Annotated in this window: 25 protein-coding genes and 1 pseudogene; 15 read left to right on the forward strand and 11 right to left on the reverse strand. The window is 70.1% G+C overall.

Translation table 11 applies throughout. The annotated features are described in order from the left end of the window. Window positions 1–8: 8 nt before the first annotated feature. Together AC2W7E_RS00860 and AC2W7E_RS00865 are read right to left on the reverse strand one after the other, a co-directional pair. On the reverse strand, window positions 9–1,088 hold the full coding sequence (locus tag AC2W7E_RS00860) for a GNAT family N-acetyltransferase (RefSeq protein ID WP_485988364.1): 1,080 nt from the start codon (window positions 1,086–1,088) through the stop codon (window positions 9–11). Window positions 1,089–1,197: 109 nt separating this feature from the next. Next, the gene (locus AC2W7E_RS00865) at window positions 1,198–1,482 is read right to left on the reverse strand and encodes a hypothetical protein (protein ID WP_085607046.1); all 285 of its coding nucleotides are present in this window, start codon (window positions 1,480–1,482) and stop codon (window positions 1,198–1,200) included. A 522-nt stretch (window positions 1,483–2,004) separates the two neighbouring features. Here AC2W7E_RS00865 and smc point away from each other — a divergent pair. Beyond that, window positions 2,005–5,550 (forward strand): chromosome segregation protein SMC, encoded by a 3,546-nt coding sequence (gene smc / locus AC2W7E_RS00870; RefSeq protein ID WP_485988365.1) that lies wholly within the window; start codon window positions 2,005–2,007, stop codon window positions 5,548–5,550. A gap of 112 nt (window positions 5,551–5,662) precedes the next feature. On the opposite strand, the gene AC2W7E_RS00875 is transcribed toward smc, so the two are convergent. Next, window positions 5,663–6,340 (reverse strand): alpha/beta hydrolase, encoded by a 678-nt coding sequence (locus AC2W7E_RS00875; protein ID WP_485988366.1) that lies wholly within the window; start codon window positions 6,338–6,340, stop codon window positions 5,663–5,665. Between the two features lie 28 nt (window positions 6,341–6,368). Between AC2W7E_RS00875 and ftsY the strand changes: the two genes are divergently transcribed. Next, window positions 6,369–7,241, forward strand: a complete 873-nt coding sequence (ftsY, locus tag AC2W7E_RS00880; RefSeq protein ID WP_025103328.1) for a signal recognition particle-docking protein FtsY — start codon at window positions 6,369–6,371, stop codon at window positions 7,239–7,241. A 43-nt stretch (window positions 7,242–7,284) separates the two neighbouring features. After that, window positions 7,285–7,785, forward strand: coding sequence for a DUF2004 domain-containing protein (locus AC2W7E_RS00885; RefSeq protein ID WP_060922216.1), 501 nt, complete (start codon window positions 7,285–7,287; stop codon window positions 7,783–7,785). A gap of 10 nt (window positions 7,786–7,795) precedes the next feature. Here the strand turns inward: AC2W7E_RS00885 and lipA are convergent, their stop codons facing one another. Further along, on the reverse strand, window positions 7,796–8,785 hold the full coding sequence (gene lipA / locus AC2W7E_RS00890; protein ID WP_025103330.1) for a lipoyl synthase: 990 nt from the start codon (window positions 8,783–8,785) through the stop codon (window positions 7,796–7,798). After that, window positions 8,782–9,432, reverse strand: a complete 651-nt coding sequence (lipB, locus tag AC2W7E_RS00895) for a lipoyl(octanoyl) transferase LipB (protein WP_485988367.1) — start codon at window positions 9,430–9,432, stop codon at window positions 8,782–8,784. Before lipB ends, lipA begins: the two co-directional genes overlap by 4 nt. Window positions 9,433–9,519: 87 nt before the next feature. Between lipB and AC2W7E_RS00900 the strand changes: the two genes are divergently transcribed. After that, window positions 9,520–10,107 carry a TetR/AcrR family transcriptional regulator gene (locus tag AC2W7E_RS00900; RefSeq protein WP_025103332.1) on the forward strand — a complete coding sequence of 196 codons (588 nt, stop codon included), beginning with the start codon at window positions 9,520–9,522 and terminating at the stop codon, window positions 10,105–10,107. Window positions 10,108–10,255: 148 nt separating this feature from the next. Further along, window positions 10,256–11,818 carry a signal recognition particle protein gene (gene ffh / locus AC2W7E_RS00905; RefSeq protein WP_025103333.1) on the forward strand — a complete coding sequence of 521 codons (1,563 nt, stop codon included), beginning with the start codon at window positions 10,256–10,258 and terminating at the stop codon, window positions 11,816–11,818. A 12-nt stretch (window positions 11,819–11,830) separates the two neighbouring features. Here the strand turns inward: ffh and AC2W7E_RS00910 are convergent, their stop codons facing one another. After that, complete coding sequence (locus AC2W7E_RS00910) at window positions 11,831–12,739, reverse strand: EamA family transporter (RefSeq protein ID WP_025103334.1); 909 nt, start codon at window positions 12,737–12,739, stop codon at window positions 11,831–11,833. A 78-nt stretch (window positions 12,740–12,817) separates the two neighbouring features. Here AC2W7E_RS00910 and AC2W7E_RS00915 point away from each other — a divergent pair, with 78 nt between their 5' ends. Then, the gene (locus tag AC2W7E_RS00915) at window positions 12,818–13,693 is read left to right on the forward strand and encodes a LysR family transcriptional regulator (protein WP_485988368.1); all 876 of its coding nucleotides are present in this window, start codon (window positions 12,818–12,820) and stop codon (window positions 13,691–13,693) included. A gap of 161 nt (window positions 13,694–13,854) precedes the next feature. Here AC2W7E_RS00915 and glpK read toward each other — a convergent pair whose 3' ends face one another. The 3 genes from glpK to AC2W7E_RS00930 all read right to left on the reverse strand — a co-directional run bounded on the left by glpK (window position 13,855) and on the right by AC2W7E_RS00930 (window position 17,963). Then, window positions 13,855–15,369, reverse strand: coding sequence for a glycerol kinase GlpK (glpK, locus tag AC2W7E_RS00920; RefSeq protein ID WP_485988369.1), 1,515 nt, complete (start codon window positions 15,367–15,369; stop codon window positions 13,855–13,857). A gap of 36 nt (window positions 15,370–15,405) precedes the next feature. Further along, a complete protein-coding gene (locus tag AC2W7E_RS00925) occupies window positions 15,406–16,161 on the reverse strand; it encodes an MIP/aquaporin family protein (RefSeq protein ID WP_025103336.1) in 756 nt (251 codons plus the stop codon). A 92-nt stretch (window positions 16,162–16,253) separates the two neighbouring features. Continuing rightward, window positions 16,254–17,963: a glycerol-3-phosphate dehydrogenase/oxidase gene (locus AC2W7E_RS00930; protein WP_085607022.1), complete on the reverse strand. Its 1,710-nt coding sequence runs from the start codon at window positions 17,961–17,963 to the stop codon at window positions 16,254–16,256. Window positions 17,964–18,065: 102 nt separating this feature from the next. Between AC2W7E_RS00930 and AC2W7E_RS00935 the strand changes: the two genes are divergently transcribed. Beyond that, window positions 18,066–19,037: a sugar-binding transcriptional regulator gene (locus AC2W7E_RS00935; RefSeq protein ID WP_025103338.1), complete on the forward strand. Its 972-nt coding sequence runs from the start codon at window positions 18,066–18,068 to the stop codon at window positions 19,035–19,037. 12 nt (window positions 19,038–19,049) lie between these two features. Here AC2W7E_RS00935 and AC2W7E_RS00940 read toward each other — a convergent pair whose 3' ends face one another. Further along, a complete protein-coding gene (locus AC2W7E_RS00940) occupies window positions 19,050–20,201 on the reverse strand; it encodes a glutamate--cysteine ligase (protein WP_025103339.1) in 1,152 nt (383 codons plus the stop codon). 208 nt (window positions 20,202–20,409) lie between these two features. Here AC2W7E_RS00940 and rpsP point away from each other — a divergent pair, with 208 nt between their 5' ends. The 6 genes and pseudogenes from rpsP to AC2W7E_RS00970 all read left to right on the forward strand — a co-directional run bounded on the left by rpsP (window position 20,410) and on the right by AC2W7E_RS00970 (window position 23,659). Further along, complete coding sequence (gene rpsP, locus AC2W7E_RS00945) at window positions 20,410–20,847, forward strand: 30S ribosomal protein S16 (RefSeq protein WP_025103340.1); 438 nt, start codon at window positions 20,410–20,412, stop codon at window positions 20,845–20,847. Between the two features lie 6 nt (window positions 20,848–20,853). Then, window positions 20,854–21,084 (forward strand): RNA-binding protein, encoded by a 231-nt coding sequence (locus AC2W7E_RS00950; RefSeq protein WP_025103341.1) that lies wholly within the window; start codon window positions 20,854–20,856, stop codon window positions 21,082–21,084. 1 nt (window position 21,085) lies between these two features. After that, a pseudogene (gene rimM / locus AC2W7E_RS00955) lies at window positions 21,086–21,681 on the forward strand (ribosome maturation factor RimM). Between the two features lie 19 nt (window positions 21,682–21,700). Further along, on the forward strand, window positions 21,701–22,405 hold the full coding sequence (gene trmD / locus AC2W7E_RS00960) for a tRNA (guanosine(37)-N1)-methyltransferase TrmD (protein ID WP_126892982.1): 705 nt from the start codon (window positions 21,701–21,703) through the stop codon (window positions 22,403–22,405). Window positions 22,406–22,445: 40 nt separating this feature from the next. Then, on the forward strand, window positions 22,446–23,180 hold the full coding sequence (locus tag AC2W7E_RS00965) for a class I SAM-dependent methyltransferase (protein WP_485988370.1): 735 nt from the start codon (window positions 22,446–22,448) through the stop codon (window positions 23,178–23,180). Next, window positions 23,177–23,659, forward strand: coding sequence for a pyrimidine dimer DNA glycosylase/endonuclease V (locus AC2W7E_RS00970; RefSeq protein WP_485988371.1), 483 nt, complete (start codon window positions 23,177–23,179; stop codon window positions 23,657–23,659). The genes AC2W7E_RS00965 and AC2W7E_RS00970 overlap by 4 nt, the downstream gene beginning before the upstream one ends. Here the strand turns inward: AC2W7E_RS00970 and map are convergent. Beyond that, window positions 23,622–24,404 carry a type I methionyl aminopeptidase gene (map, locus tag AC2W7E_RS00975; protein ID WP_105949773.1) on the reverse strand — a complete coding sequence of 261 codons (783 nt, stop codon included), beginning with the start codon at window positions 24,402–24,404 and terminating at the stop codon, window positions 23,622–23,624. The genes AC2W7E_RS00970 and map overlap by 38 nt on opposite strands. Window positions 24,405–24,513: 109 nt before the next feature. On the opposite strand from map, the gene AC2W7E_RS00980 reads away from it, so the two are divergent. Both AC2W7E_RS00980 and rplS read left to right on the forward strand, forming a co-directional pair. Beyond that, window positions 24,514–25,002: a hypothetical protein gene (locus AC2W7E_RS00980; RefSeq protein ID WP_025103347.1), complete on the forward strand. Its 489-nt coding sequence runs from the start codon at window positions 24,514–24,516 to the stop codon at window positions 25,000–25,002. Between the two features lie 169 nt (window positions 25,003–25,171). After that, the gene (gene rplS / locus AC2W7E_RS00985; RefSeq protein WP_025103348.1) at window positions 25,172–25,522 is read left to right on the forward strand and encodes a 50S ribosomal protein L19; all 351 of its coding nucleotides are present in this window, start codon (window positions 25,172–25,174) and stop codon (window positions 25,520–25,522) included. Window positions 25,523–25,579 lie beyond the last annotated feature (57 nt).

The raw sequence follows: 25,579 nt of genomic DNA on the forward strand, positions 1-25,579 counted from the left end.
GCTCGTCGTCAGATCTTCTTCTGCCACGCCCCTGCGTACGACACGGGCACGAAGCCGATCGCCTCGTTGATGTCGAGCATCGGCCGGTTCTCCTCCGCATTGAACGTCGAGACCACGGTCGACCCGGGGACGAGCTCCCGCCAGCGCAGGAGGTTGGCGCATTTGACGATCGTGCCGAGGCGGTGACCGCGGTGGTCCTTCGCGACCAGGGTCCCGAACTGGTGGGTGGTCCCGGTCTTCTCCGCGGCGATCAGCAGCTCGTTGTACGCGACCAGCGTGCCGGTGGGGACGTGCTCCACCGCCACCACGGAGACCGTCTGCCCGGCTCCGGTGAGACGCGCATCCCGGCGGATCACCCGCTCCGCGTCGTAGACCTCGGCGACGAAGTCCATGTCTCCACTCGGGGCATCGGTCGACAGTCGCGCGAGGACGGCGGCGTACCCGTCGCGGAGCTCCGGCGGGGTCGGCAGCTCCCACTCCACCACGCGGTAGTCCGGCCCCGCGGCCGCGAGGGCCGCGTCCAACGCCCGGTGCAGGGGCTCCGGATCGGCGCGCAGATCGAGTTCGCTGTTGCGCTCGACCTGCTCCAGGGTGAAGCCGTGGGCCTCGACGACATCGCTCAGCGGTGTCGCCGGGATCCGTCCCCAGCCGGTCCGGGGCTGGAGCATGCGGTCGGCCTCCTCGGGCCGGTGCAGGGTCCAGATCTGCAGGACGCTCCGGCCGCGCTCCCTGGCCTCGGCCTCGGCGCGGTCGAGCAGCGCTTCCTCGACACCGCGCCCGGCGTGGGCGGCCGGGACGAGGAGATCGAGCTCGGCGGCGCGCGCGTCCTCCTCCTGCGCGAAGGACACCGTCACCATGCCGATGATGTCGTCCCCCTCCCTGGCGACGAATCCGAGGTCCAGCGCATCGGAGTCGTCCTGCCAGTTGGGCAGCATCTGCGCGGCGTCCGGCGCGAGGTCGGGGAGACCGACCTGCTCGTCGCAGATCTGTCGGTTCAGGGCGCCGTACGCGCGGAAGTCCGCGGCGTTCGCATCGTCGAGGGTGGCCGGGACGATCAGCGGCGTGATCGTCAGTGCGGCGGTCGTCATGTCAGGTCCTTCGTGTCGGAGGGAGGAGGAGGTGCCGGGTGTCCCGGCGCCCGTCCGCGGGTAAACGGACGGACGCCGGGTCGGCGTCGATGCGGTCGTCATCGCCCGGTCAGCGCATCCCGCGCTGCATGTCGTACATGAGGAGGGCGTGCGACTCCGCGGCCGAACGGTGACGCTGCTCTCCGACGAGGAACAGGTCGCCGGGATCGACGGTCCACGACCGGCGCGGACGACGGGGCCGCTGCGCCCGCTGGAACAGCCAGAGGCCGATCCGGAGCGAGAGGCGGTCCGCGATGCCGAGCTCGCGGAGCTCGTGGTCGCGGGGGATCTGGAGGACCTCGCGGTCCTCGGTATCGGGCGGATGGGTGGTGCTGCGTGACAGCGTGATGTTCACGATGGTTCCTTCGAAAGGGATGGATGGGGTGCGGAAGCACCACGTCAGGACCGAGTCGTCGGCCGCGGCGGGTGCGGACGAGAGCAGCGCCTGCGGGGCCGCGGAATGCGGAGGCCGGAGGCGGCGGGGATCCATGATCCGAGGGGATCAGAGGGTGGGACGCGACAGAACAGGCGGGAGAAGACCCGGATCGGGCCTGCGTTCCCAGGCTGCGGTTCTAGCCGAGCGAGCCGTGACGGACGCCGGCGGTCACCGATGCCGCGTGGCGCGGCGCAAAGTGCGCGGGCGCGGCGAGGCCAAAGACCTCTGCGGTGTGCTGAGTGATCATCATCGGTAACCTCCTTTCGTGTGGCGATCCGGAGGCCACCGTAGCGAAACTCTCAGGAGATCGTCAAGCATTTCGTGGTAGCACCGGCGTGTCGCGGTGCAGGCGGGGTCCGCGACGACCGCGCGGGATACCGGCCGTTCCGCGGGATTCCGGTAGCGTAGCGGCGTGAATCTCCCCGGACGAGCGGTCGCCCCATGCACCTGAAGAGCCTGACGCTCAAGGGGTTCAAGTCGTTCGCGCAGCCCACGACCTTCGTGTTCGAGCCCGGCGTCACGTGCATCGTCGGACCGAACGGCTCCGGCAAGTCCAATGTCGTCGACGCCCTCGCGTGGGTGATGGGGGAGCAGGGGGCGAAGACGCTCCGCGGCGGGAAGATGGAAGACGTCATCTTCGCCGGCACCTCGACCCGTGGTCCCCTCGGGCGCGCCGAGGTGCAGCTCACGATCGACAATGCCGACGGCGCGCTGCCGATCGAGTACGCCGAGGTCACCATCAGCCGCACGCTCTTCCGCAACGGCTCCAGCGAGTACGCCATCAACGGCGAGAGCTGCCGTCTGCTCGATGTGCAGGAGCTGCTCAGCGACTCCGGCCTGGGTAGGGAGATGCACGTCATCGTGGGTCAGGGTCGGCTCGACACCGTGCTCCAGGCCTCGCCGGAGGATCGACGCGGCTTCATCGAGGAGGCGGCCGGCATCCTCAAGCACCGTCGTCGCAAGGAGAAGACGCTGCGCAAGCTCGACGCGATGGAGGCCAACCTCACGCGTCTGAGCGACCTCGCCGGGGAGATCCGCCGACAGCTCAAGCCTCTCGGGCGCCAGGCGGAGATCGCGCGCGAGGCGCAGACCATCGCCGCCGTCGTGCGCGATGCCAAGGCCCGCCTGTTCGCCGACGACGTCGTGGCGCTGCGCACAGCCCTCGCGGACCACACCCGGACCGAGCAGGAGCGGCACACCGAGCGGCTCGTGCTGTCCGACCAGGCCGAGACGGTGCGCGCCGGGATCGCTCGGCTGGAGAAGAACCAGAACTCGATCGCGGTCGACGAGGCACGCAGCGTCGCGTTCGGACTCGAACAGGTGCAGGAGCGGATGCGCGGGCTGTACACGCTCGCCAACCAGCGCCTCGCGCTCCTCGGGTCCGAGGAGGACGACGCGGCCGTGACCGCGGTGACCGTCACGCAGGCGACCATCGACGAGGCGAAGGAGGACATCGAGACGATCTCCTCCGGCCTCGGCGACGCCCAGGACGCCGCGGCCGCCGCCAGCCGCGAGGTCGTGAACGCCCGTGCCGAGCTGGACACTCTCGACGTCGACATCGCGGAGCAGAGCGCGCTCGTCTCCGAGTACGACATGCGGCTCTCCTCGCTCCGCGGGAATGCCGATGCGGCCGCGTCCGCATTGGCCGCCGTCCGTGGTGCGGTGCTCCGTCAGGAGAACGCCCTCGAAGCAGCGCACGCCCGGCTTCGCGAGGCTGAAGAGGCCCTGGAGGCGATCGACGACGCGGAAGCTCCCGAGGGCACGGCCATCGAGTATGCCGCCGCTTACGAGAGCGCTCAGCGTGCGGCGACGGCGGCGGAGGCGGAACGGGAGAGCCTTCGCGAGCGCCTGCACGCCGCGGAGCGCGAGGTCGACGCCCTCACGGCGAAGGCCGCCGCGTTGAGCAGTGCGCTGTCGCTCTCGGGAGGTGCTGCCGAGATCGTCGCGGAGGGTGGCCCCGGAATCCGCGGTCTCGTCGGCGATGCCGTGCAGGTGCGGGCGGGATACGAAGCCGCGATCGCGGCCGTGCTCGGTCCGCTGGCCGAGGGTGTGCTGGTCGGTTCCGCGGAGGACGCGTTCATCCTGGCGGCGGAGGCCGCGGAGCGCCGCCGTGGGGTGGTCGACTTCGTGGTCGCCGAGGCCCCGAGGGAGCGGGCGCCGCACCCGGCCGTCGACGGCGTGATCGCCGCGACCGAGACGGTGACCGCGCCGGACGGCGTCCTCGGGATCCTGGCGCACGTGCTCATCGCCGACGACCTCGATGCGGCGCGGGCCGCACGGCGCGCCCTGGACGCGGCAGGTGACACCGCGACCACGATCGTGACGACCGGGGGCGACGTCATCACCGCCCAGACGCTGCGGACCGGCTCCGGAGGGGAGCGCTCTCGCCTCGAACTCGCGGCCGAGCGCGATGCCGCGACCGAGCGGCTCACCGAGATCCAGATCGTCGTCGACTCCCTGCGCGAGGCGCGCATCGACGCCGACGAGGCCGTGGAGGAGACGCGGCGGCAAGCGAAGGACGCGCTGCGCGCCCTCCGCGAGCACGACGCCGCCCTCGCGACGCACGCGGAGCAGGTCAACAAGGTGACCGTGCGCCATGAGGCCGCTGTCGCCGAATGCGACCGTCTCGAGACCGGCCTCGCCCAGGCGCAGGCCGCCGTGGCGGACGCGGAGGCGAAGGCGGAGACCGCGAAGGCGGAGCTCGACGCTGCCGTCGCGGCGCCGCGTCCGGTGCTCGACGCGTCTGCGCGGGATGGACTGCTCGAGGCGCTGGAGCGCGCCCGCGAGGGCGAGGTCCGCGCCCGCCTGGAGGTCGAGACCCTGCGTGAGCGTGTCCGTGCCGCGCAGTCCCGGGTGACCGCGTTGGAGCGGCAGCGCGAGCAGGAGCGGGACGCCGCCGCGGAGGCCGCCCGCCGCGCTGTCATCCGCCGGGCGCAGCGCGAGGCGGCGTCCGGAGTCGTGGACGAGCTGCCGCGCATCCTCGACTCCCTCGACCGCTCGGTCACCGAGGCCCGTGTCGCCCTGGCGGAGGCGGAAGCCGCGCGGTCGGCGCAGAACGAGGAACTGGTCGCTCTGCGCGCCCAGGAGTCGTCGCTGCGGGAGCGTCTGGCCGGGCTCACGGAGAGCGTGCACGGCCTGGAGCTGCAGATCCACGAGAAGAAGCTCCACCTGAACAGCCTCTTGGAGCGCGTGTCCTCGGAGCTCTCGCTGGACGAGGACGTGCTCGTCGCCGAGTACGGTCCTGATCAGCTCGTACCGCGGGATCCCGGGGCGGAGCCGGCCGACGGCGAACTGCTCGACGACACCGCGATCCCGTTCGACCGGCGCATCCAGCAGCGGCGCCTCGCGGACGCGGAGCGGAAGCTCGCCCAGCTCGGGCGGGTCAACCCGCTCGCGCTGGAGGAGTTCGCCGCCCTGGAGCAGCGCCACGCGTTCCTCACCACGCAGCTCGCGGACCTGACGCAGACCCGGCAGGACCTCTTGACGATCATCGCCGACCTCGACGAGCGCATGCAGACGATCTTCGCCAGCGCGTTCGAGGACACCAAGGAGGCGTTCGGTCAGGTCTTCCCGCTGCTGTTCCCCGGCGGCACGGGCAGCATCTCGCTGACCGATCCGGAGAATATGCTGACGACGGGGATCGAGGTCTCGGTCCGTCCCGTCGGGAAGAAGATCGAGCGACTGTCGCTGCTGTCCGGCGGCGAGCGGTCATTGGCCGCGGTGGCGCTCCTGGTGGCGATCTTCAAGGCGCGCCCCAGCCCGTTCTACATCCTCGACGAGGTCGAGGCCGCCCTGGACGACGCGAACCTCGGCCGGCTCCTCACGGTGTTCGAGCAGCTGCGCGAGAGCTCCCAGCTCCTCGTCATCACGCACCAGAAGAGGACTATGGAGATCGCCGACGCCCTCTACGGTGTGTCGATGCGCCAGGACGGCGTCTCCGCGGTGGTCGGTCAGCGCGTCGGCGACCGCGCCGCCGCCGCCGTTTGACTCGCCCCAGGCACAGCTGCGGAGATCGTGGCCCCCACCTGGCGTGTCGACGGTCGGATCCGGCGTGTCGCCCGCGGTCTCCGAAGCTGTGCTCGGACGGACCCGGGGCGGGTCACATCGTGAGGGACTGGTCGAATGCGGTCACGGCGGCGGGGAACCCGGGGTGGTCCTGGGGGCGGTGAGTGAAACCGGAGAGAACGATGTGCTCGGCCCCGATATCGACGAGCCGTCGGGCGATGAGCTCGTACTCCTCGTTCCAGCCGCCCGTGACCACGAGGGTCGGCACCCCGGCGAGAGAATGCTCCCGGATGCCGTGTCCCCAAGGGAGATTCGCGGTCGCCCAGTGCTCCGCGACCGCTTGTTCGTCCGGCCAGGACTCGCGGTCCAGCGGGCCGCCGAACATGAGCGGGCGCAGGATCGACCAGAATCCGTAGAGGTCGTCCTCGGCCGCGCGTGATCGCGCCTCTGTGACCACGGCGATATGCCGCTCGATCGGTGCGTCACCGCGAGCGATGTCGTACAGGGCGGGCTCGACGAGGACGAGGCCCGACACCCGCAGACCGTCGGCGAGGGCGCGGACGGCGGTCACCGCGCCGATGGAGTGGGCGAACAGGAGCGGCGTCCGGTCACGTTCTTCCTCGACGAGAGCGCCCGCCTGCGCTTCGACGGACGACTCCGGCGGGAAGCTGAGGAAGGTCCCCGACTCCGGACCCTGCGAGGGCCATGCGGCGGTGCCGCGCCTCCCGGCGCCATGGAGGAACACCCGGTGCGGGAGCGGCGCGCGGTGCATCCCTGGATGCTACCCGTAGGCTGGACGCATGGCAGAGAAGTCCTGGTCTCTCGGTCGCGCGCTGCGCGGCATGTTCGTGAAGCCCACCATCGACGAGACGACGTGGGAAGACCTGGAGACGGCGCTGATCACGGCGGACTTCGGCCCCGACATCAGCGAGCGCATCGTCGAAGAGCTGCGCGACAAGGTCGCGAAGTACCGCACCACCGACCCCAAGGACCTCCAGCGCATGCTGCGGGAGACCCTGGAGGAGCACTTCGCGAAGTTCGACACCACGCTCAAGCTCACCGAGCGCCCGGCCGTGGTCCTCGTCGTCGGGGTGAACGGCGTGGGCAAGACGACCACGATCGGGAAGTTCACGAAGTTCCTCCGCGGGTACCAGCGGAGCGTGGTCGTCGGCGCCGCCGACACCTTCCGTGCCGCCGCCGTCGACCAGCTTGCCACCTGGGCCCAGCGCGGGGGAGCGGCGATCGTCCGCCCGCAGCAGGAAGGCCAGGACCCGGCTTCCGTCGCCTTCCAGACCGTCGAGTACGCGAAGCGCGAGGGTATGGAGATCGCGATCATCGACACGGCGGGACGCCTGCACACCAAGGGCGGCCTCATGGACGAACTGGGCAAGATCCGCCGTGTCGTGGAGAAGCAGGCTCCCATCAGCGAGGTGCTCCTGGTCCTCGATGCGACGACGGGGCAGAACGGCGTCATGCAGGCGGAGACCTTCCTGCAGCACGCCGGCGTCACAGGTCTCGTGCTCACCAAGCTCGACGGCTCGGCCAAGGGCGGCTTCGTGCTCGCGGTGCAGGAGCGCACGGGCATCCCGGTGAAGCTCCTCGGCCAGGGCGAGGGCATCGACGATCTGACCGGTTTCACGCCGCACGTCTTCGTGCAGGCGCTGGTCGGCTGACACAGGGCTTCCGCCCCGAGCACCAGGCTGGTTTCATAGCGTTATGGCGATCGAACACGACTACTTCGGACTGCTGTCGTCGGGCCCCGACGGCTCGATCTTCTGGTCGGAGACGGTCGAGCTCGGCGACCAGAGCGTGACCGTGGATCTGACGGCCCCGGACCAGGACGACGTCTCCGCCGACGCCCTCGACATCGCCGCCGGGCTCATCGCCGGCCTGGAGAACGTGGACGCGACCGCACGGCGCGGGATGCTCGCCGAGGTGGACGACCGCACGAGCGAGGTGACCGAGTACATCCTGCAGCAGCAGGAGGTGTTCGGCGACGACCTCCCCGACGTCCTCATCGACGTGTCCGGGGACGCGGCCGTGGACATCATCCGATCGCTGCGCCTGATGAGCATGACGATCCTCGCGGACGAGCACGGCGGCTCCGAGCCGTTCGCCGTGCTGGAGTACGCGCTCGACGACAGCGCCACCGACGACGTGCTGCTCGTGAACCTGGGCTCCGACGGCAGCGTGCAGTCGGTCATGAGCGCCGACTGACCGCCGCTGGTCAGACCGCCTGAGCGAAGCCGAGGTCGGCGCTCTCCGCGATGTGCGCGAGGTGCGCGGGGATCTCCCGTCCCTTCGAGGTCATCGACTGCGCCCAGAGCCGTCCGGCCCGGTACGAGGAGCGCACCAGCGGCCCGGCGAGCACACCGAGGAAGCCGATCCGCTCCGCCTCCTCCTTGAACTCGACGAACTCGGCCGGCTTCACCCACCGCGACACCGGGAGATGACGCGGCGTCGGGCGGAGGTACTGGGTGATGGTGATGATGTCGCAGCCGGCGTCGTGGAGGTCCTGCAGCGCCTGGACGACCTCCTCCGGCTCCTCGCCCATGCCGAGGATGAGGTTCGACTTCGTGATGAGTCCGGCGTCGCGGGCCTGCGTGAGCACGTTCAGCGACCGCTCGTAGCGGAACGCGGGGCGGATGCGCTTGAAGATGCGAGGCACCGTCTCCACGTTGTGCGCGAAGACCTCGGGGCGTGCGTCGAAGATCTGGCCGAGGAACGCCGGGTCGGCGTTGTGCTCGTTGGCCAGCAGTTCCACGCCGGTGTTCGGGTTCAGCTCGTGGATCTTGCGCACCGTCTCGGCGTTCAGCCAGGCACCGGTGTCGGGGAGGTCGTCGCGGGCCACGCTCGTCACGGTCGCGTAGCGGAGGTTCATCCGCTGCACGCTCTCGGCGACGCGTCGCGGCTCGTCGGTGTCGTAGTCGGCGGGCTTGCCGGTGTCGATCTGGCAGAAGTCGCAGCGACGCGTGCACTGCGACCCCCCGATGAGGAACGTCGCCTCGCGGTCCTCCCAGCACTCGTAGATGTTCGGGCAGCCGGCCTCCTGGCACACCGTGTGCAGATCCTCGCTCTTCACGAGCGAATGTAGCGCCGAGTACTCCGGCCCCATCTTGGCTTTCGTCTTGATCCACTCGGGCTTGCGCTCGATCGGGGTCTCGGCGTTGCGGATCTCGAGGCGGAGGAGCTTGCGCCCCTCGGGTGCGGCGGTCATGCCGGGACTCCTGTCAGGTCGGGTGCGTGCGCGGTGCGGAAGGCGTCCTGCACGGCGTCGACGAGGTCGAGCGGGCCGACCACGCGGCCGGACACCTCGCTCACCGTGGTCACGCCGGCGTCGGTGATGCCGCAGGGGATGATGTCGCGGAAGGGGGCGAGACTGTTGTCGCAGTTGATGGCGAAGCCGTGCATGGTCACGCCCTGCTGCACCCGCACGCCGATCGCGGCTACCTTGTCCTCCGAGAGCGGTCGGCGCACCCACACACCGCTGCGCCCCTCGACCCGGTGCCCGTCGACCCCGAACGGACGCAGCACCTCGATGAGGATCCGCTCCAGACGCCGGACGTGTGCGACCACGTCCATCGGCTCCGGCAGCCGGAAGATCGGATAGCCGACGAGCTGCCCCGGCCCGTGCCAGGTGATCTTCCCGCCGCGGTCGACGTCGATGACCGGGGTCCCGTCCTGGGGGCGCTCGTGGTCCTCCGTGCGCTTGCCCGCGGTGTAGACGGCCGCGTGCTCGAGCAGGATGAGCGTGTCAGGGCGGGCACCGGACACGACGTCCGCGTGCACGCGGCGCTGCAGGGCCCAGCCGTCGGGATAGGGGACAGGGGTCGGCATGAAGCCGGGGGTGAGGATGTCGAGCATGCGTCGTCGCTTCCCTCTAATACATGGATTGCGTCCAACAATACATCCTCGTCCGGGGTGCGGCGCGGCGCGCGGTACCGTGAAGTCATGAACCGGACTGGTCGCGCCGGCCGCCCGAAGGCCTCCTCGCGCGAGACCCTCGCCGAGGCCGCCTGCGAGCTCTTCCTGGAGCGCGGGTACGAGGCCACGTCCATCGCGGACATCACGCAGCGGGCGGGGGTCAGCCGGTCGAGCTTCTTCAACTACTTCACGTCCAAAAGCGACGTGCTGTGGTCGGGTATCGATGAGCGCATCGGCGTCGCCATCACCGCGCTGGACGACCTCGGCCGCGAGGCCACGGGGGAGCGGGTGCGGCTGATCCTCCACGGCATCGTGCAGGACTTCGCGCCGGATCCTCTGGCGCTGGCCCTGCGGAACGCGGCGGCCATGGCCCTCGAGGAGGAGCTGGTGCGGGAGACGGGCGTCCGTCTGGCCCGCCTCTCCGCCGCCATCTCCCGAGCGGCGTGCGCGGCCGGGATCGACGTCATGCGCGCCGACGTGCTCGGGGCCGCGCAGGCGGCCGCTGTCATGTCGGCGCTCCGGGTGTGGGCGGAGGAGGGCGCCGGCCGCGGCACTCCGGAGTCCGTGCTGCACGAGGCCCTCGCCCGCGTGCACGATCTCCCCTGGCGGGACTGACCGCGGTCGCGAGACCCCGGTTTCGCGCCGAGGCCCCGGCGTGCTCACGCATGCCGGGCGGGGTCTCGACAGCGAGGCGGGGTTTCGGCGAGCCGCCTCCGTGCCGCGCTGAGCGTGGAGGCTCCGCTCGCGTAGAATCGTAGGCACCATGGCTACCTTTGGCACGCTCTCCGATCGGCTCACCGACACCTTCCGCAACCTGCGCACGAAGGGAAAGCTCACCGCCGCCGACGTCGACGGCACGGTGCGCGAGATCCGTCGCGCCCTGCTCGATGCCGACGTCGCGCTCGCGGTCGTCAAGGACTTCACCGCCAAGGTGCGCGAGCGCGCTCTCGGCGACGAGGTCAACAAGGCGCTGAACCCCGCGCAGCAGGTGGTGCAGATCGTCAACGAGGAACTCGTCCAGATCCTCGGCGGTGAGCAACGGCGCCTGCAGTTCGCCAAAACGGCGCCGACCGTGATCATGCTCGCCGGCCTCCAGGGTTCGGGAAAGACGACGTTCGCCGGCAAGCTCGCCAAGCAGCTCGAGAGCGAGGGCCACACGCCGCTCCTCGTGGCGGCCGATCTCCAGCGTCCGAACGCCGTGAACCAGCTCCAGGTGGTCGCAGAGCAGGCCGGAGCCACCGTGTACGCGCCCGAGCCCGGCAACGGCGTCGGCGATCCCGTGAAGGTTTCGCGCGACGGTGTCGAGCACGCCCGCCGGCAGCAGCACGACGTGGTCATCATCGACACCGCCGGCCGCCTCGGTGTCGACGCCGAGCTCATGAAGCAGGCCGCCGACATCCGCAAGGCGGTCAACCCGGACGAGGTGCTCTTCGTCATCGACGCGATGATCGGTCAGGACGCCGTCAACACCGCCAAGGCCTTCCAGGAGGGCGTGGACTTCACCGGCGTCGTGCTCTCCAAGCTCGACGGCGACGCGCGAGGCGGAGCGGCGCTGTCGGTCGCCTCGGTCACGGGTCGCCCGATCATCTTCGCCTCCACGGGCGAGCGGCTGGAAGACCTCGAGCCGTTCCACCCCGACCGGATGGCGAGCCGCATCCTCGACCTCGGCGACATCCTCACCCTCATCGAGCAGGCCCAGCAGGCCTTCGATGAGGAGGAGGCACGCAAGGTCGCCGAGAAGCTCGCGAACGAGGCCTTCACCCTGGAGGACTTCCTCGAGCAGCTCCAGCAGATGAAGAAGATGGGCTCGATGAAGAAGATGCTCGGGATGCTCCCGGGCATGGGCCAGATGAAGCAGCAGCTCGAGGACTTCGACGAGCGCGAGATCGACCGCACCGAAGCCATCATCCGGTCCATGACGCCGGTCGAGCGTCGCAACCCCAAGATCCTCAACGGCTCGCGCCGTCTGCGCATCGCGCGCGGTTCCGGCATGACCGTCACGGACGTCAATCAGCTTGTCCAGCGCTTCGAGCAGGCCGCGAAGATGATGAAGACGGTCGCCCGTGGCGGCACGCCGAACATCCCCGGCATGGGCCCGGTGCCCGGCATGGGCAAGCCCGGCGCCTCGTCGAAGCGCGGCAAGAAGGGCAAGGGTGGCGGCGGCAACCGCTCCCGCTCCGGCAACCCCGCGAAGCGCGCGGCGGAGAACGCCGGCCTCGCGGCCTCGTCGGCACCGACCGGCTCGGGCTTCGGCCTCGGCGGGGGAGGCGCGGCCCCCTCGGAGGCGGACCTCGCTGAGATCCAGAAGCTGTTCGGCAAGGGCTGAGCGGCCGGGACCTCAGCGCACGGCGACCGGCGCGGCCGAAGGATCGACCGTGGTCGCGGGCGTGCCTCGCGGCCGTGCCGCGAACTGCCCGCCGACGAGGGCGGCGAGCGTGATCACGATGCCCGCCACCTGGACCAGGGTGAAGCTCTCGCCGACCACGAGCACGCCGAGCAGCGTCGCGACGATCGGTGAGAGCAGCGCGAGGAGCCCGGGCACGATCACGGGCAGGCGCTGGATCCCGCGGAACCACAGTGTGTACGCGACGATCCCTCCCGCCGTCGCGAGCCAGAGATAGCCGAGGAGCGCATCGGCGTCGAGGGCAGGAGGCGGGCCCTCGACCGCGAAGGTGAGGGGGAGCAGCAGCAGTCCTCCCGCGGTGAGCTGCCAGCCCGCGTAGGCCACGGGACCGACACCGGCGGGGCGTCCCCAGCGCTTGGTGAGGATCATCCCGAGGCCGGTCGCGGTCACCCCGCCGAGAGCCGCGACGAGGCCCCAGAAGTCCAGCGCGGCGGCCGGGCCGAGGACGACGAGGGCGACCCCCGCCGCTCCGGCGACGGCGGCGGCCGCGGAGATCGGTCGGACACGTTCCCCGAGCACGAGCGCTCCGAGTCCCAGGACGATGAGCGGCTGCGCCCCGGCGACGGCGGCGGCGACCCCACCGGGGAGGCGCTCGGCCGCGAGGAACAGCAGCGGGAAGAACGCGCCGATGTTGAGGGCGCCGAGCACGACGACCTTGCCCCACCAGGCGCCGTGCGGCAGACGCCGGGCCAGCAGCACCGCGAGGAGACCCGCAGGAAGCGAGCGGAGGAGGCCGGCGAGGAGCGGATGCCCGGCGGGGAGCAGCTCCGTCGTCACCAGGTAGGTCGTACCCCACGCCGCGGGCGCGAGGGCCGTGACGAGGGTGAGCGTGAGGCGGTTCATGCTCCCAGCCTGCGCGCCGCATTCAGATGAGTCCAACGCATTGTTGTCACGCTATCCATGACGAGCGATCATGGAGTCATGGAACTCCAGCAGCTGCGATATGTCGTCGCCGTGGCGGACACCGGCTCGTTCACCCGCGCGGCGGAGCGCTGTCACGTCACGCAGTCGGCGCTCAGCCATCAGGTCGCCGCACTCGAACGCGAGCTGGGCGTGCGGCTGTTCGCGCGCACCAGTCGCAGCGTCCGTGCGACCGAGTCCGGAGAGGCGTACCTCCGCTCCGCGCGTCTCGCCGTGCGCGCCGCGGATCAGGCACGGGAGGATGCCGCGGCCGCTGCGGGCGAAGTCGTCGGAACGCTCCGACTCGGGATCATCCCCACGGTGACCGCCGTCGATGTCCCCGCGCTCCTCGTGGCCTATCGCACCGCGCATCCGGCCGCCCGCGTGGAGCTCCGCGAAGGGAACAGCGACGGCCTCATGGCTGCGATCCGTCAGGGCGACCTCGATGTCGCCTTCCTCGGGCTTCGGGAGGGCGTGGAGCCCCAGGGTGTGGCGTCCCGACCCCTGTCACACGAGCCGCTGGTAGCGGTGCTGCCTCGCGGGCACCACCTCGCCGCGAAGCGGAGGGTGCGGCTGAGCGACCTCGCGGACTCCGCTTTCGCCGACTTCCCCGCCGGAACCTCGGGACGGGCGCAGAGCGACGCAGCCTTTCTCGCCGCACAGGTGCGGCGGGACGTGGCCTTCGAATCCGACACGGCTGCGAGTCTGATCGGCCTGGTCGCTGCGGGCCTCGCCGTCACGCTGCTCGCGCCCGGGGTGGTGCGGGGCTATCGAGACGTCGTCGACACGGTGGCCATCCAGGACGGCCCCGTTCGTGTCGAGCACCTGGCCTGGGACGCCGCCGCACCGCGCAGCGCCGCCCGCGCCTTCCTCGACATCGTCGCCACGGCCTCCTGACACCCTGTTCCGGCTGCACGACCCGCGAACGGATGCACGACGGAACCCCCGGAACGGGCGGGCCACCATATCCCGATCGTGCAGGCGACTCGGCAGAACGTTGAGCCGGAGACGACGAAGCGGGCCCGGGAAGAACCCGGACCCGCCTCATCGTGTGGTGATCAGCGCACGTCGTCGTCGACCCAGTCCATCGACTTCGTGACGGCCTTGCGCCACAGGCGCAGCTGACGGTCGCGCTCGGCCTCGTCGAGCGTGGGCTCCCAGCGGCGGTCCTCCTGCCAGTTCGCGGACAGGTCGTCGAGGCCGCTCCAGAAGCCGACCGCGAGGCCCGCGGCGTAAGCCGCACCGAGCGCGGTGGTCTCCGCCACGACCGGCCGCACGACCGGGACGCCGAGGATGTCGGCCTGGAACTGCATGAGCGCGTCGTTGGCGACCATGCCGCCGTCGACCTTGAGCTCGCTGAGATCCACTCCGGCGTCCGCGTTGACCGCGTCGAGCACGTCGCGGGTCTGGAAGGCCACGGCCTCCAGCGCAGCGCGCGCGATGTGGTTCTTGTTCGCGTAGCGGGTGAGGCCGACGATCGCGCCACGGGCGTCCGAACGCCAGTACGGTGCGAACAGACCCGAGAACGCCGGGACGATGTACACGCCGCCGTTGTCCTCGACCTTCTCGGCCAGCTCCTCGACCTCAGGGGCGGAGGAGATGATGCCGAGCTGGTCGCGCAGCCACTGGATGAGCGAGCCGGTGACGGCGATCGACCCCTCCAGCGCGTAGTGCGTGGGCTGGTCGCCGAGCTTGTATCCGACGGTGGTGAGCAGCCCGTTCTTCGAGCGGACGATCTCCTCGCCCGTGTTGAAGATGAGGAAGCAGCCCGTGCCGTAGGTGTTCTTGCTCTCGCCCTTCTGGAACGCGGCCTGCCCGAACGTCGCCGCCTGCTGGTCGCCGAGGATGCCGGCGATCGGCGTCTCGCGCAGCAGCGACGAGCTCTCGGCGGCACCGTAGACCTCGGAGGATGAGCGGATCTCCGGCATCATCGAGCGCGGCACACCGAACGCCTCGAGGATGTCGTCACGCCATTCCAGCGTCTCGAGGTCCATGAACATCGTGCGCGAGGCGTTCGTCACGTCGGTCGCGTGCACGCCGCCGTCGATGCCGCCGGTCAGGTTCCACAGGACCCAGGTGTCGGTCGTGCCGAAGAGCAGGTCTCCAGCCTCGGCCTTCTCGCGGGCCCCCTCGACGTTCTCCAGGATCCAGGTGATCTTGGTGCCGGAGAAGTAGGTCGCCAGCGGGAGGCCGACGATCGACTTGAACCGGTCGACGCCCTCGTCGCCCGCGAGGCGGTTGACGATCTCCTGCGTGCGGGTGTCCTGCCAGACGATGGCATTGTAGACCGGCTTGCCCGTGGTCTTGTCCCACACGACGGCCGTCTCGCGCTGGTTCGTGATGCCCACGGCGGCGATGTCGTGGCGGGTCAGATCGGCGCGCCCGAGGGCCAGACCGATCACCTCCTGGACGTTGCGCCAGATCTCGGCGGCGTCGTGCTCCACCCAGCCGGCCTTGGGAAGGATCTGCTCGTGCTCCTTCTGGCCGGTGGCGACGATGCTGCCCTTCTTGTCGAAGATGATCGCGCGGCTCGACGTCGTTCCCTGGTCGATCGCGATGATGTAGTCAGCCATGTGTTCTCCTTTGAATTCCCGAGCGGTTGAGGGGGATCAGCCGGCGAGGCTGAGCAGGCCGGGGGCGGCGAGGGCGGCGATGACACCACCGATGAGCGGACCGACCACGGGCACCCACGAGTAGGACCAGTCGCTGGAACCCTTGCCCTGGATCGGGAGGATCGCGTGGGCGATGCGGGGACCGAGGTCACGAGCCGGGTTGATGGCGTAGCCGGTCGGGCCACCGAGCGACGCACCGATGGCGACCACCAGCAGGGCCACCGGGAGAGCCGTGAGCGGGCCGAGGCCACCGGGCGTGCCGACCTCGATGTCGCCGTAGTCCGCGAACGCGAAGATGACGAAGACGAGGACGAAGGTGCCGATGATCTCGGTGACGAGGTTCCAGCCGTAGGAGCGGATGGCGGGGCCGGTGGAGAAGACGCCGAGCTTGTTGGCGGCCTCCGGCTCCTCGTCGAAGTGCTGCTTGTAGGCGAGCCAGACGACGATCGCGCCGATGATCGCGCCGAGGAGCTCCGCGGCGGTCGCGGTGAGGAACATCGCGAAGGTGATCTTGCCGGCGACCAGCAGGCCGATGCCGACGGCCGGGTTCAGGATGGCACCGGAGTACGCCGAGACGAGCACACCCGCGAACACCGCGAGACCCCATCCCCAGTTGACCATCAGGAAGCCGCCGCCGAAGCCCTTGTTCTTCGCCAGGGCGACGTTCGCGACCACACCGCAACCGAGCAGGACCAGCATCGCGGTGCCGACGAGCTCGGAGAGGAAGTAGAGACCGAGATTGACGTCAGTCATGTCTTCGTTGACCTTTCTTGCGGGTCGGGGCCCCTCTGCCCCGACCCCTTATGGGGTAGCACCGCGAGGAGGGCGCGGTGGTCGGAGCCCCGTCAGCCGCGGGCGCGGGACGGGATGTGGAGTCCGTGTCGCTCGTTCAGCAGCACACGCGTCTGCTCCACCTCGGCGTCGTGACGCTCGCGGTCCCATCCGAGGAGGGGAGCCAGGGCGTCGGCGATCTCGTCGAGCACCTCTGCCCGGGCACCGCCGGTGAAGGCGATGCTGGTGCGGCGGAGGATGACGTCCTCGAGACGGGTGACCATCTCCTCGTTCACCATCCACTCCAGCTCGCGCGTCGACAGGTCGCCGCCGGCGAGGGGCGCGTCGTCCCCCTGCTCGACGAAGGCCCACACGGCCGCCGCCCGGGTGCCGTAGCGCGCGAGGAGCTGCTCGGCGCGAGTGCCGGCGCCGGGGAGGTTCTCCTGGATCCAGATCCGCTTCGCCTTCTCGGTACGCGGGAACTCGCGTCCGCCGCCGATCGCGCGACCCGCCGTGGACACGGTGCGCGTGCGGCCGAGGAGGCCGAGCACCGTGTCGGAGAGGGACTCGCCCAGGGCGCGGAACGTGGTCCACTTGCCGCCGACCAGGCTCACCAGCGGGACGGCGCCCTGGCGGTCGACCTCGACGCGGTAGTCGCGCGAGACGAAGCCGGGAGCGGTGTCCTCGTGGCGGGGGAGCGGGCGGATGCCGGAGAAGTTGTAGACGATCTGCTCACGCGTCACCGCGATGGACGGGAACACATGGTGGACGAGGTCGAAGAAGTAGTCGATCTCCTCCTCCGTGCACACCGGCACCTCGCGCGGGTCGGCATCGATGTCGGTGGTGCCGACGAGGACGCGGCCCTTGAGCGGGTAGATCAGCACGATGCGGCCGTCGGAGTGCTCGAAGAAGATCTCACGACCCCGCGTCGCCGCCAGCAGCTCGGGGTTGTCGAGCACGATGTGCGATCCCTTGGTGCCGCCCATGAAGTGCGTGTCGGTGCCGAGGGCGTCGTTCGTGAGGTCGGTCCAGGGGCCGGAGGCGTTCACGACGACATCGGCGGTCACAGTGAACTCGGTGCCGCTCTCGCGGTCCCGGAGCGTGATCTGCTCGCCGTCGCGGCCGATCGCCTCGACGTAGTTCAGTGCCACGGCACCGGGGTGCGCGGCGCGGCCGTCCTGCAGCACATCGAGCGCGAGGCGCTCGGGGTCGTGCATCGACGCGTCGTAGTACGTGGCCGTGTACTTGATCTTCGGATCCATCGACGGCAGCTCCGCGAGGGACTTCTTGCGGCCGAGGAAGCGGTGGCGGGGCACGGTGCCGCCGTCGCGGGAGAACGTGTCGTAGATCGTGAGGCCGACCTTGATGAGGAAGGCGCCGCGCTCCTTCGGCTTCCCGCTCTTGTGCGTGAGGAAGCGGAGCGGAGCGGAGAGGATCCCGGAGAACGTGGAGTAGATCGGGATCGTCGTCTGCAGCGGCTTGACGTAGTGCGGAGCGATCTTGAGCAGACCGTTGCGCTCCTCCACCGACTCCCGGACGAGGCGGAACTCGCCGTTCTCCAGGTAGCGGATGCCGCCGTGGATCATGTGGCTCGACGCCGCGGAGGCACCGGAGGCGAAGTCGCCGCGCTCGACGAGGACGACGTCGACGCCCTGCAGGGCCAGGTCGCGGAACGTGGAGATGCCGTTGATGCCGCCGCCGATGACGAGGACACTGGTGCGCCCGGATTCGCGGAGCGCGCGGACCGCGTCCCGCTCCGGGGACGTGTGGGTGGAATCGATCATCGTCGACCCTCTCTTCCTTGCTTGCCACCAGCATCGACCTCCGTGACGCCGCGCGCAAGCTCGCTGCACATATGTGCAAGGATCGAGGGAGAGGAGGTCATCATGGCGGGATCCGGAGCGCCATCGCGCGACGGCAAGCTGGTCGCCGCGCTCACCGCTGCGCAGCTCTACTACATGCAGGACAAGACCATGGAGGTCATCGCGCAGGAGCTCGGCACCTCGCGATCGTCCGTGTCGCGGCTGCTCAGCTTCGCGCGGGAGAGCGGCCTCGTCGACATCCGCATCAACTCGCCGCTGGAGCGCCTCGGGATGCTCGAGCAGCGCATCAGGGACCGGCACCGGGTGGTGGCGCACGTGGTGCCGATGGCCGAGATCGTCAGCGAGGTCGAACGTCTGGAGCGCGTCGCTCTGACCGCGGGACGACTCCTCTCGCAGTTCGTGGACTCGAACATGATCGTCGGCGTCGCGTGGGGATCGACGATCAGCGCGGTCAGCCGCGGTCTCACCCAGAAGGAGACGCACAACACGACGTTCGTGCAGCTCAACGGCGCCGGGAACACCCAGACCAGCGGTGTGGAGTACTCCAGCGACATCCTGCAGCGCTTCGGGAGCGCGTTCGGGGCGCAGGTGCAGCAGTTCCCGGTCCCCGCGTTCTTCGACGACCCCGCCACTCGCGAGGCGATGTGGCGTGAGCGCAGCACCCGGCGCGTCCTCGACCTGCAGGCGAAGATGGACATCGCCGTGTTCAGCCTCGGGTCCCCGGCCGCGGAGGTGCCCAGCCGGGTGTACGTCGGCGGCTACCTCGGTCGGGAGGACTACCGCAGTCTGCGGGAGGACCACGCGATCGGCGACGTGGCGACGGTCTTCTTCCGCGCCGACGGCTCCTGGCGCGACATCCGGCTCAATGCGCGGGCGACGGGGCCGGGCCTCGATCGGCTGCGGCGCGTGCCGAGGCGGGTCTGCGTCGTCTCCGGCGTGCCCAAGCTCGCGAGCCTGCGCGCGGCGATCGCGGCCGAGCTCATCACCGACGTGGTCCTGGACGAGGGGCTCGCGCGCCGGCTCGTCGAGGATTGAGTCGCGTTCGCCTCACTCGCCTTCGATCGAGGACTGCGGTCCGGTCCGGAACTCCCGGATGAGGTGCTGGACCACGGCGCGGAGGTCGCCGTCCGTGGCGTCGGCGACCGCGAGCTGACGGGCGTAGCTCGCTCCGCCGTCGAGGATCGTCGCGATGCTGCCGAACTCGCGCACGCACCCGAGCTCGACGGCGACCGGGGCCAGTTCCTCGATCTTCTCGGTCAGGTGCTCGCGCACGGGGCGCTGCGTGCCGATCGTGTCGACGATGACCCGGGCGTCCAGGCCGTATCGGGCCGCGCGCCACTTGTTCTCGCGGTGGAACCACGCGGGGAGGTCGGGCAGGGCGGCCCCTTCATCCAGGAGCCGGGAGAAGTGCTCGACGAGGACCTGCACGAGCGCGGCCACCGCGGCCATCTCGGAGAGCGTGGACAGGCCGTCGCACGCGCGGACCTCGATCGTGCCCCAGCGCGGGGCGGGACGGATGTCCCAGCGCACTTCCGTGGCATCGGCCATGACACCGGTGCGGACCATGTCGTCCAGGTAGCGCTCGAACTCCGACCAGTCGCGCAGCGGCCAGGGAAGGCCCGCCGTGGGCAGCTGCTGGAAGACGAGAGCGCGATTGGAGGCGTACCCCGTGCGTTCCCCGGCCCAGAACGGGCTGGACGCCGACAGCGCCTGTAGGTGGGGGAGGTAGGCCGACAGCGCGTTGATGATGGGGAAGACCTTGCGCTGCTCGTCGACGCCCACGTGCACGTGGATGCCCCAGATCATCATGTTGCGCCCCCACCACTGGGTGCGCTCGATGAGGGTGTGGTACCGGGTCTTGTCGGTCACCGACTGGTCGTACCACTGGGCGAACGGGTGGCTTCCGGCGGAGAGCAGCTCGATCCCTGCCGGATCGGTGGCCGACCGCACAGCCGCGATCGCGTTCGCGATGTCGTCGACGGCGTGGGCCACGGAGTCGCCGATCCCGCTGGTCACCTCGATGGTGTTGGTGAGGAGCTCGCCGGTGACGGTGTGGCGTTCGTCCTCGCTCTCCGCCTCCAGCGCGGCGAGGAGCTCCGGCGCGCGACCGACGAGATCACCGGTCTCGGGATCGGCGAGCATGATCTCCCACTCGAGACCGACGGTGGAGCGGGCCGAAGCGGCGAAGTCGAGCTGCACGGGGACAGTCTGACACGGGGCTGGGCCTGCTCCGCAACGCCGTGTCGCCGGGTTTCGCACCCGGCGCACGCATCTGGCAGAATAGAGGGTCGGACGACGTGCTCGACCCTCTATCCAGCGCTCGTCCTCCTCATTTGAGCTTCCGCCGGGTGTGCACCCCACGCTCCAGGCGACCGGTTCGTTTCCTTCCACACCATTCAGGAGAATCGTGGCTGTCAAGATTCGTCTCAAGCGCATGGGCAAGATCCGCGCGCCGTACTACCGCATCGTCGTCGCCGACTCGCGCACCAAGCGCGACGGTCGCGTGATCGAGGAGATCGGCAAGTACCACCCCACCGAGGAGCCCTCGTTCATCGAGGTCGACTCCGAGCGTGCGCAGTACTGGCTCTCCGTCGGCGCGCAGCCGACCGAGCAGGTCACCGCCATCCTCAAGATCACCGGCGACTGGGGCACCTTCAAGGGCGACAAGGACGCGAAGTCCACCCTCAAGGTCGCCGGCGAGAAGGCCGCGTTCGAGGCCGACGCCTCGAAGAAGTCGGTCATCAAGCCCAAGGCGGAGAAGAAGGAGGAGGCCCCCGCTGCGGAGGCCCCCGCCGCTGACGCCGACGCGGAGGCCGCTGAGGCTCCCGCCGCCGACGCCGAGTAATCCATCGTGCTCGCCGCCGCGCTCGAACACATCGTCAAGGGGATCGTCGATCACCCCGAAGATGTGCGCATCCACGAATCCTCGTCGCCCCGTGGCGACCTGCTCGAGGTGCGTGTGCACCCCGACGACCGTGGACGCGTGATCGGGCGCGGCGGCCGCACGGCCAAGGCCCTGCGCACTCTCGTGAGCGCCCTCGCCGACGGGCGCCGCGTCCGCGTCGACGTCGCGGACGACTGACGTGGTGTCGCAGGACCGCATCCAGGGCCGCAACCAGCTGCGCGTCGGACGCCTGGTCAAGGCTCACGGGCTCAAGGGCGCCTGAAGCTCGAGCTCTACACCGACAACCCGGAGCGGCGATTCGTCCCCGGGGCCGCGTTCACGTTGCAGGTGCCCGAGGCATCTCCGTGGCATGGCAAGGAGATCGTCGTCCGCGAATACCGCGTGATGAACGGCAACCCCGTCGTCTTCTTCGAGGACGTGGACGATCGCAACGCGGCCGAGAGCCTCGTCCGCGCCATCCTCTGGATGGACCAGGACGAGGACGAGACCGAGGACAACGCCTGGTTCGACCACCAGCTCGTCGGTCTGGACGTGGTCCGCGACGAGACCGTCGTCGGCCGCGTGGTCCGCGTCGAGCACCTGCCGGCGCAGGACCTCCTGATCGTGAAGCCGTCGACCGGCGGCACGGACGAGGTGATGGTCCCTTTCGTCGAGGCCATCGTCCCCACCGTCGACGTGGCGGCCGGCCGCGTCATCGTGACCCCGCCGGCCGGGCTCTTCGAGGAGCTTCCCGAGTCGGAGGACGGGACCGCCGCCTCCGACGGCGCCGAGTGACCGCTGATACGGTTCCCCCGTGCGCATCGACGTCGTCTCCATCTTCCCCTCGTACTTCGACGGACTGACGCTCTCCCTGCTCGGCAAGGCGCGAGGCTCGGGTCTGCTCGACCTCCAGGTGCACGATCTGCGCGACTGGACGCACGACCGCCATCGCACCGTCGACGACACCCCGTACGGCGGGGGAGCCGGCATGGTCATGAAGCCGGAGCCCTGGGGCCTCGCCCTCGATGAGCTCACGGCGGACGCCACCCCCGCGCCGACCATCATCTTCCCGTCGCCGGCGGGCGAGGTCTTCACCCAGGCGACCGCGCGGGAGCTCGCGGGACGCGAGCACCTCGTGTTCGGCTGCGGGCGCTACGAGGGCATCGACGAGCGCGTCTTCGAGTACGCCGCCGAGCGTGGCGAGGTGCGGCTGCTGAGCCTCGGAGACTACGTGCTCAACGGCGGCGAGGTGGCGACGATGGCGATGATCGAGGCCATCGGTCGGCTGATCCCGGGTGTCGTCGGCAACCCGGAGAGCCTGGTGGAGGAGTCGCACGAGGACGGCCTCCTCGAGTACCCGTCCTACACGAAGCCGTCGGTCTGGCGGGAGCGCGCCGTCCCCGACGTGCTCCTCAGCGGCAACCACGGTGCGATCGCGGCATGGCGGCGTGAGCAGCAGCTCGTCCGCACCCGCCTGCGACGCCCCGATCTGCTCCCGGACGCGCCGACCGACGGCTGACCCTGCCATCCGTCGCGACGGGTGCTGTTAGCGTCGAGGCATGGTGGGTATGGCACGCGCGCGATCGTTCGAGAGCATCGGCGAGGAGTACGACCGCTACCGGCCGGGGTTCCCGGGGCGCGCGGCCGAGATCGTCGTTCCGGACCGCGTGGCGACGGCGCTCGACCTCGGCGCCGGCACCGGGAAGTTCACGGGCCTGCTCGTCGCGCGGGCGACGCAGGTGATCGCGATCGAGCCGTCCGCGCCGATGCTCGCCGTGCTCGCGCGCACGCTCCCGACGGTCGACGCGCGGCCGGGGTCCGCGGAGAGCATCCCCGTTCCGGACGGCTCCGTCGATGCCGTCAGCGTCGCGCAGGCGTTCCACTGGTTCGATCGGGACGCGGCGGCAGCTGAGATCGCCCGCACGCTCGTCCCTCACGGGACGCTCGGGCTGCTGTGGAATCGCGCCGACCCTGCCTGTGCCTGGGATCTCGCGTGCCACCGGGTGGCGCATCCCGCGGTCGGCGCGGACGACGACACCTCCGCGTCGGCGACAGACCTTCCCGGTTTCGTCCTGGAGGTCCACGAGGAGGTGCGCTGGACCGAGCGGATCACCCGCGAGGACTACCTCCGACGGTGGGGCACGGTGAGCAGCTTCCTCGTGGCGGACGAGGCAGAGCGCACGGCGATGGTGGCGGCCCTGGAAGCGGTGCTGGACGGCACGGACGAGACGCGGGGGAAGGCGGAGTTCGATCTGCCGCACCTCACCGACGTGTTCCGTTACCGCCGCGCATGAGGATCTGGTCGCTGCATCCGGAGTACCTCGACCGCCAGGGGCTCGTCGCCTGCTGGCGGGAGACCCTCCTCGCTCAGGCGGTGCTCGCCGACGCCACGAAGGGGTATCAGCGACACCCGCAGCTCGAGCGTTTCCGGGCGACGGCCGATCCCGTGGCCACGGTGGGTGCGTACCTGGTGGGCGTCGCCGATGAGGCGGACGAGCGCGGCTACCGTTTCGACCGCACGCGGATCCGGCGCGCGGAGTCGGCGGTGCCGTCGATCCCGGTCACCACGGGTCAGCTGGCACGCGAGTGGGAGCATCTGCGGGCGAAGCTCGCCGAGCGCAGCCCGGACGTGCTCAGTCGGCACGGGTCTGTGGAGCTCCCGAAGGCGCACCCGCTGTTCGTCGTCGTGCCCGGGCCGGTCGCGCCCTGGGAGCGCGCCGACCCCGCGACCGGAGTCAGTCGACGCCGAGGAACGAGCGATCCGTCAGGATGATCGGTCCGTCCTCGGTGATCGCGATGGTGTGCTCGGAGTGCGCGCCGCGAGAGCCGTCCGCGCTCCGCAGCGTCCAGCCGTCGGGGTCGGTGATCAGCTCGTCCGTCGTCGCGAGGAACCAGGGCTCCAGGGCGAGCACGAGGCCGGCGCGGAGCGGGAAACCGCGTCCTGCGCGGCCGTCGTTTGCCACATGGGGGTCGCCGTGCATCGTGCGGCCGACGCCATGGCCCCCGAAGTCGGTGTTGATGGAGTAGCCCTCGCCGTGCGCGACGTCGGCGATCGCGGCGGAGATGTCGCCGATGCGCTTGCCGACCACCGAGGTCTCGATCGCGGCGGCCAGCGCGCGTTCCGTGGTGTCGATGAGACGGAGGTCCTCGTCCCGCGGCGTACCCACGACGAAGGAGACCGCGGAGTCGGCGACCCAGCCGTCGACCGAGACGGCGAAGTCCAGGGTGACGAGGTCGCCGTCCCGGAGCGCGTAGTCGTGCGGGAGGCCGTGCAGCACGGCGTCGTTCACCGAGGTGCAGATGACCTTGCCGAAGGGGCTCGCCCCGAAGGACGGGTGGTAGTCGATGTAGCAGGACTCGGCGCCGGCCTTGCGGATCATGTCATGGGCCCGGCGGTCGATCGCCAGGAGGTTGGTGCCGACCTTCGTCTCGTCGCGCAGGGTCGCCAGCGTCTCGGCGACGAACCGGCCTGCCGCGCGCATCTCATCGATCTCGGCAGGGGTGCGCAGTTCGATCATCAGTGTCCTCTCGTCGTCTCCATTCTCCCTGATCGGACGGGGTGCCCGACGCCTGCCGCTCTCAGCGAACACCCGTGACGCGCAGGCGCGGTCGCCGTAGCATCGGAGCATGTGGATCCGACAGGCCTTCTTCCGCTGGCTGCTGCCGTCGGCGTTCCTCCTGCCGCTGTGGCTGCTCATCGGCTGGGCCGTCTTCCAGGGCGGCTGGTCGATCCTCTGGGTGCTGCTCATCGCGATGCCCTCGGTGTTCCTGGGGCAGCTCCTGCTCACGCTGCTGACGCGCTCCCGTCCGTCGGTCCGCGCCGAGCGTGCCGTCTCGTGGTGGGACGTCGCCGGGTTCGGTCTCTGGCACGCGCTCACGATCGCGGTCGGCTTCTTCATCGACGGGGCGTTCGGCTGGCTCCTCGCGGCCGCCATCGTCGTGGGCATCGCCCTGGTCTGGCTGCAGCTGTGGCAGCTCTGGAACGAGGCGCGGGGGAGTGGGACGCGCATCCGCGAGACCATCTCCTGGTCGACGATGACGCCGCCGCGCACCGAGAGTCCGCAGACGAGCGTGCACGAGGTGATCGTGGTGCGGGAGACCGACGACCGGCTCTGACCCGCTGTTTTGGCCGGGCCTGTCATCCGTGGCAGAATGGTTCTTTGTGCCGTGACCGGCTCTGCCCCAGGGGAGCCCGCGGACGCGTCAGCGCCGTTCGGCACACTCCCATTCTTGTTCCTTCCTAATCCGTGCATCCGACCTGAGGCGAGTGCAGAGAGAGACGATCATGCAGATCCTCGACGCCGTCGACGCGGCTTCGCTCCGTTCCGACATCCCCGAGTTCTTCCCCGGTGACACCGTCAAGGTGCACGTCAACATCACCGAGGGCAACCGCTCCCGTATCCAGGTCTTCCAGGGCGTCGTCATCGGCCGCCAGGGTGACAGCGTCCGCGAGACCTTCACCGTCCGGAAGATCAGCTTTCAGGTGGGTGTCGAGCGTACCTTCCCCGTGCACTCCCCGGTGATCGACCACATCGAGGTCGTCACCCGCGGTGACGTGCGTCGCGCCAAGCTCTACTACCTGCGCGAGCTCCGCGGCAAGAAGGCGAAGATCAAGGAGAAGCGCGTCAACAACTGACGCGAAGCTTCTTCACAGCACCCCGGGACACGATGTCCCGGGGTGCTTTCGTTCTGT

This window comes from Microbacterium sp. CFSPD4_SD4, from assembly GCF_057364585.1.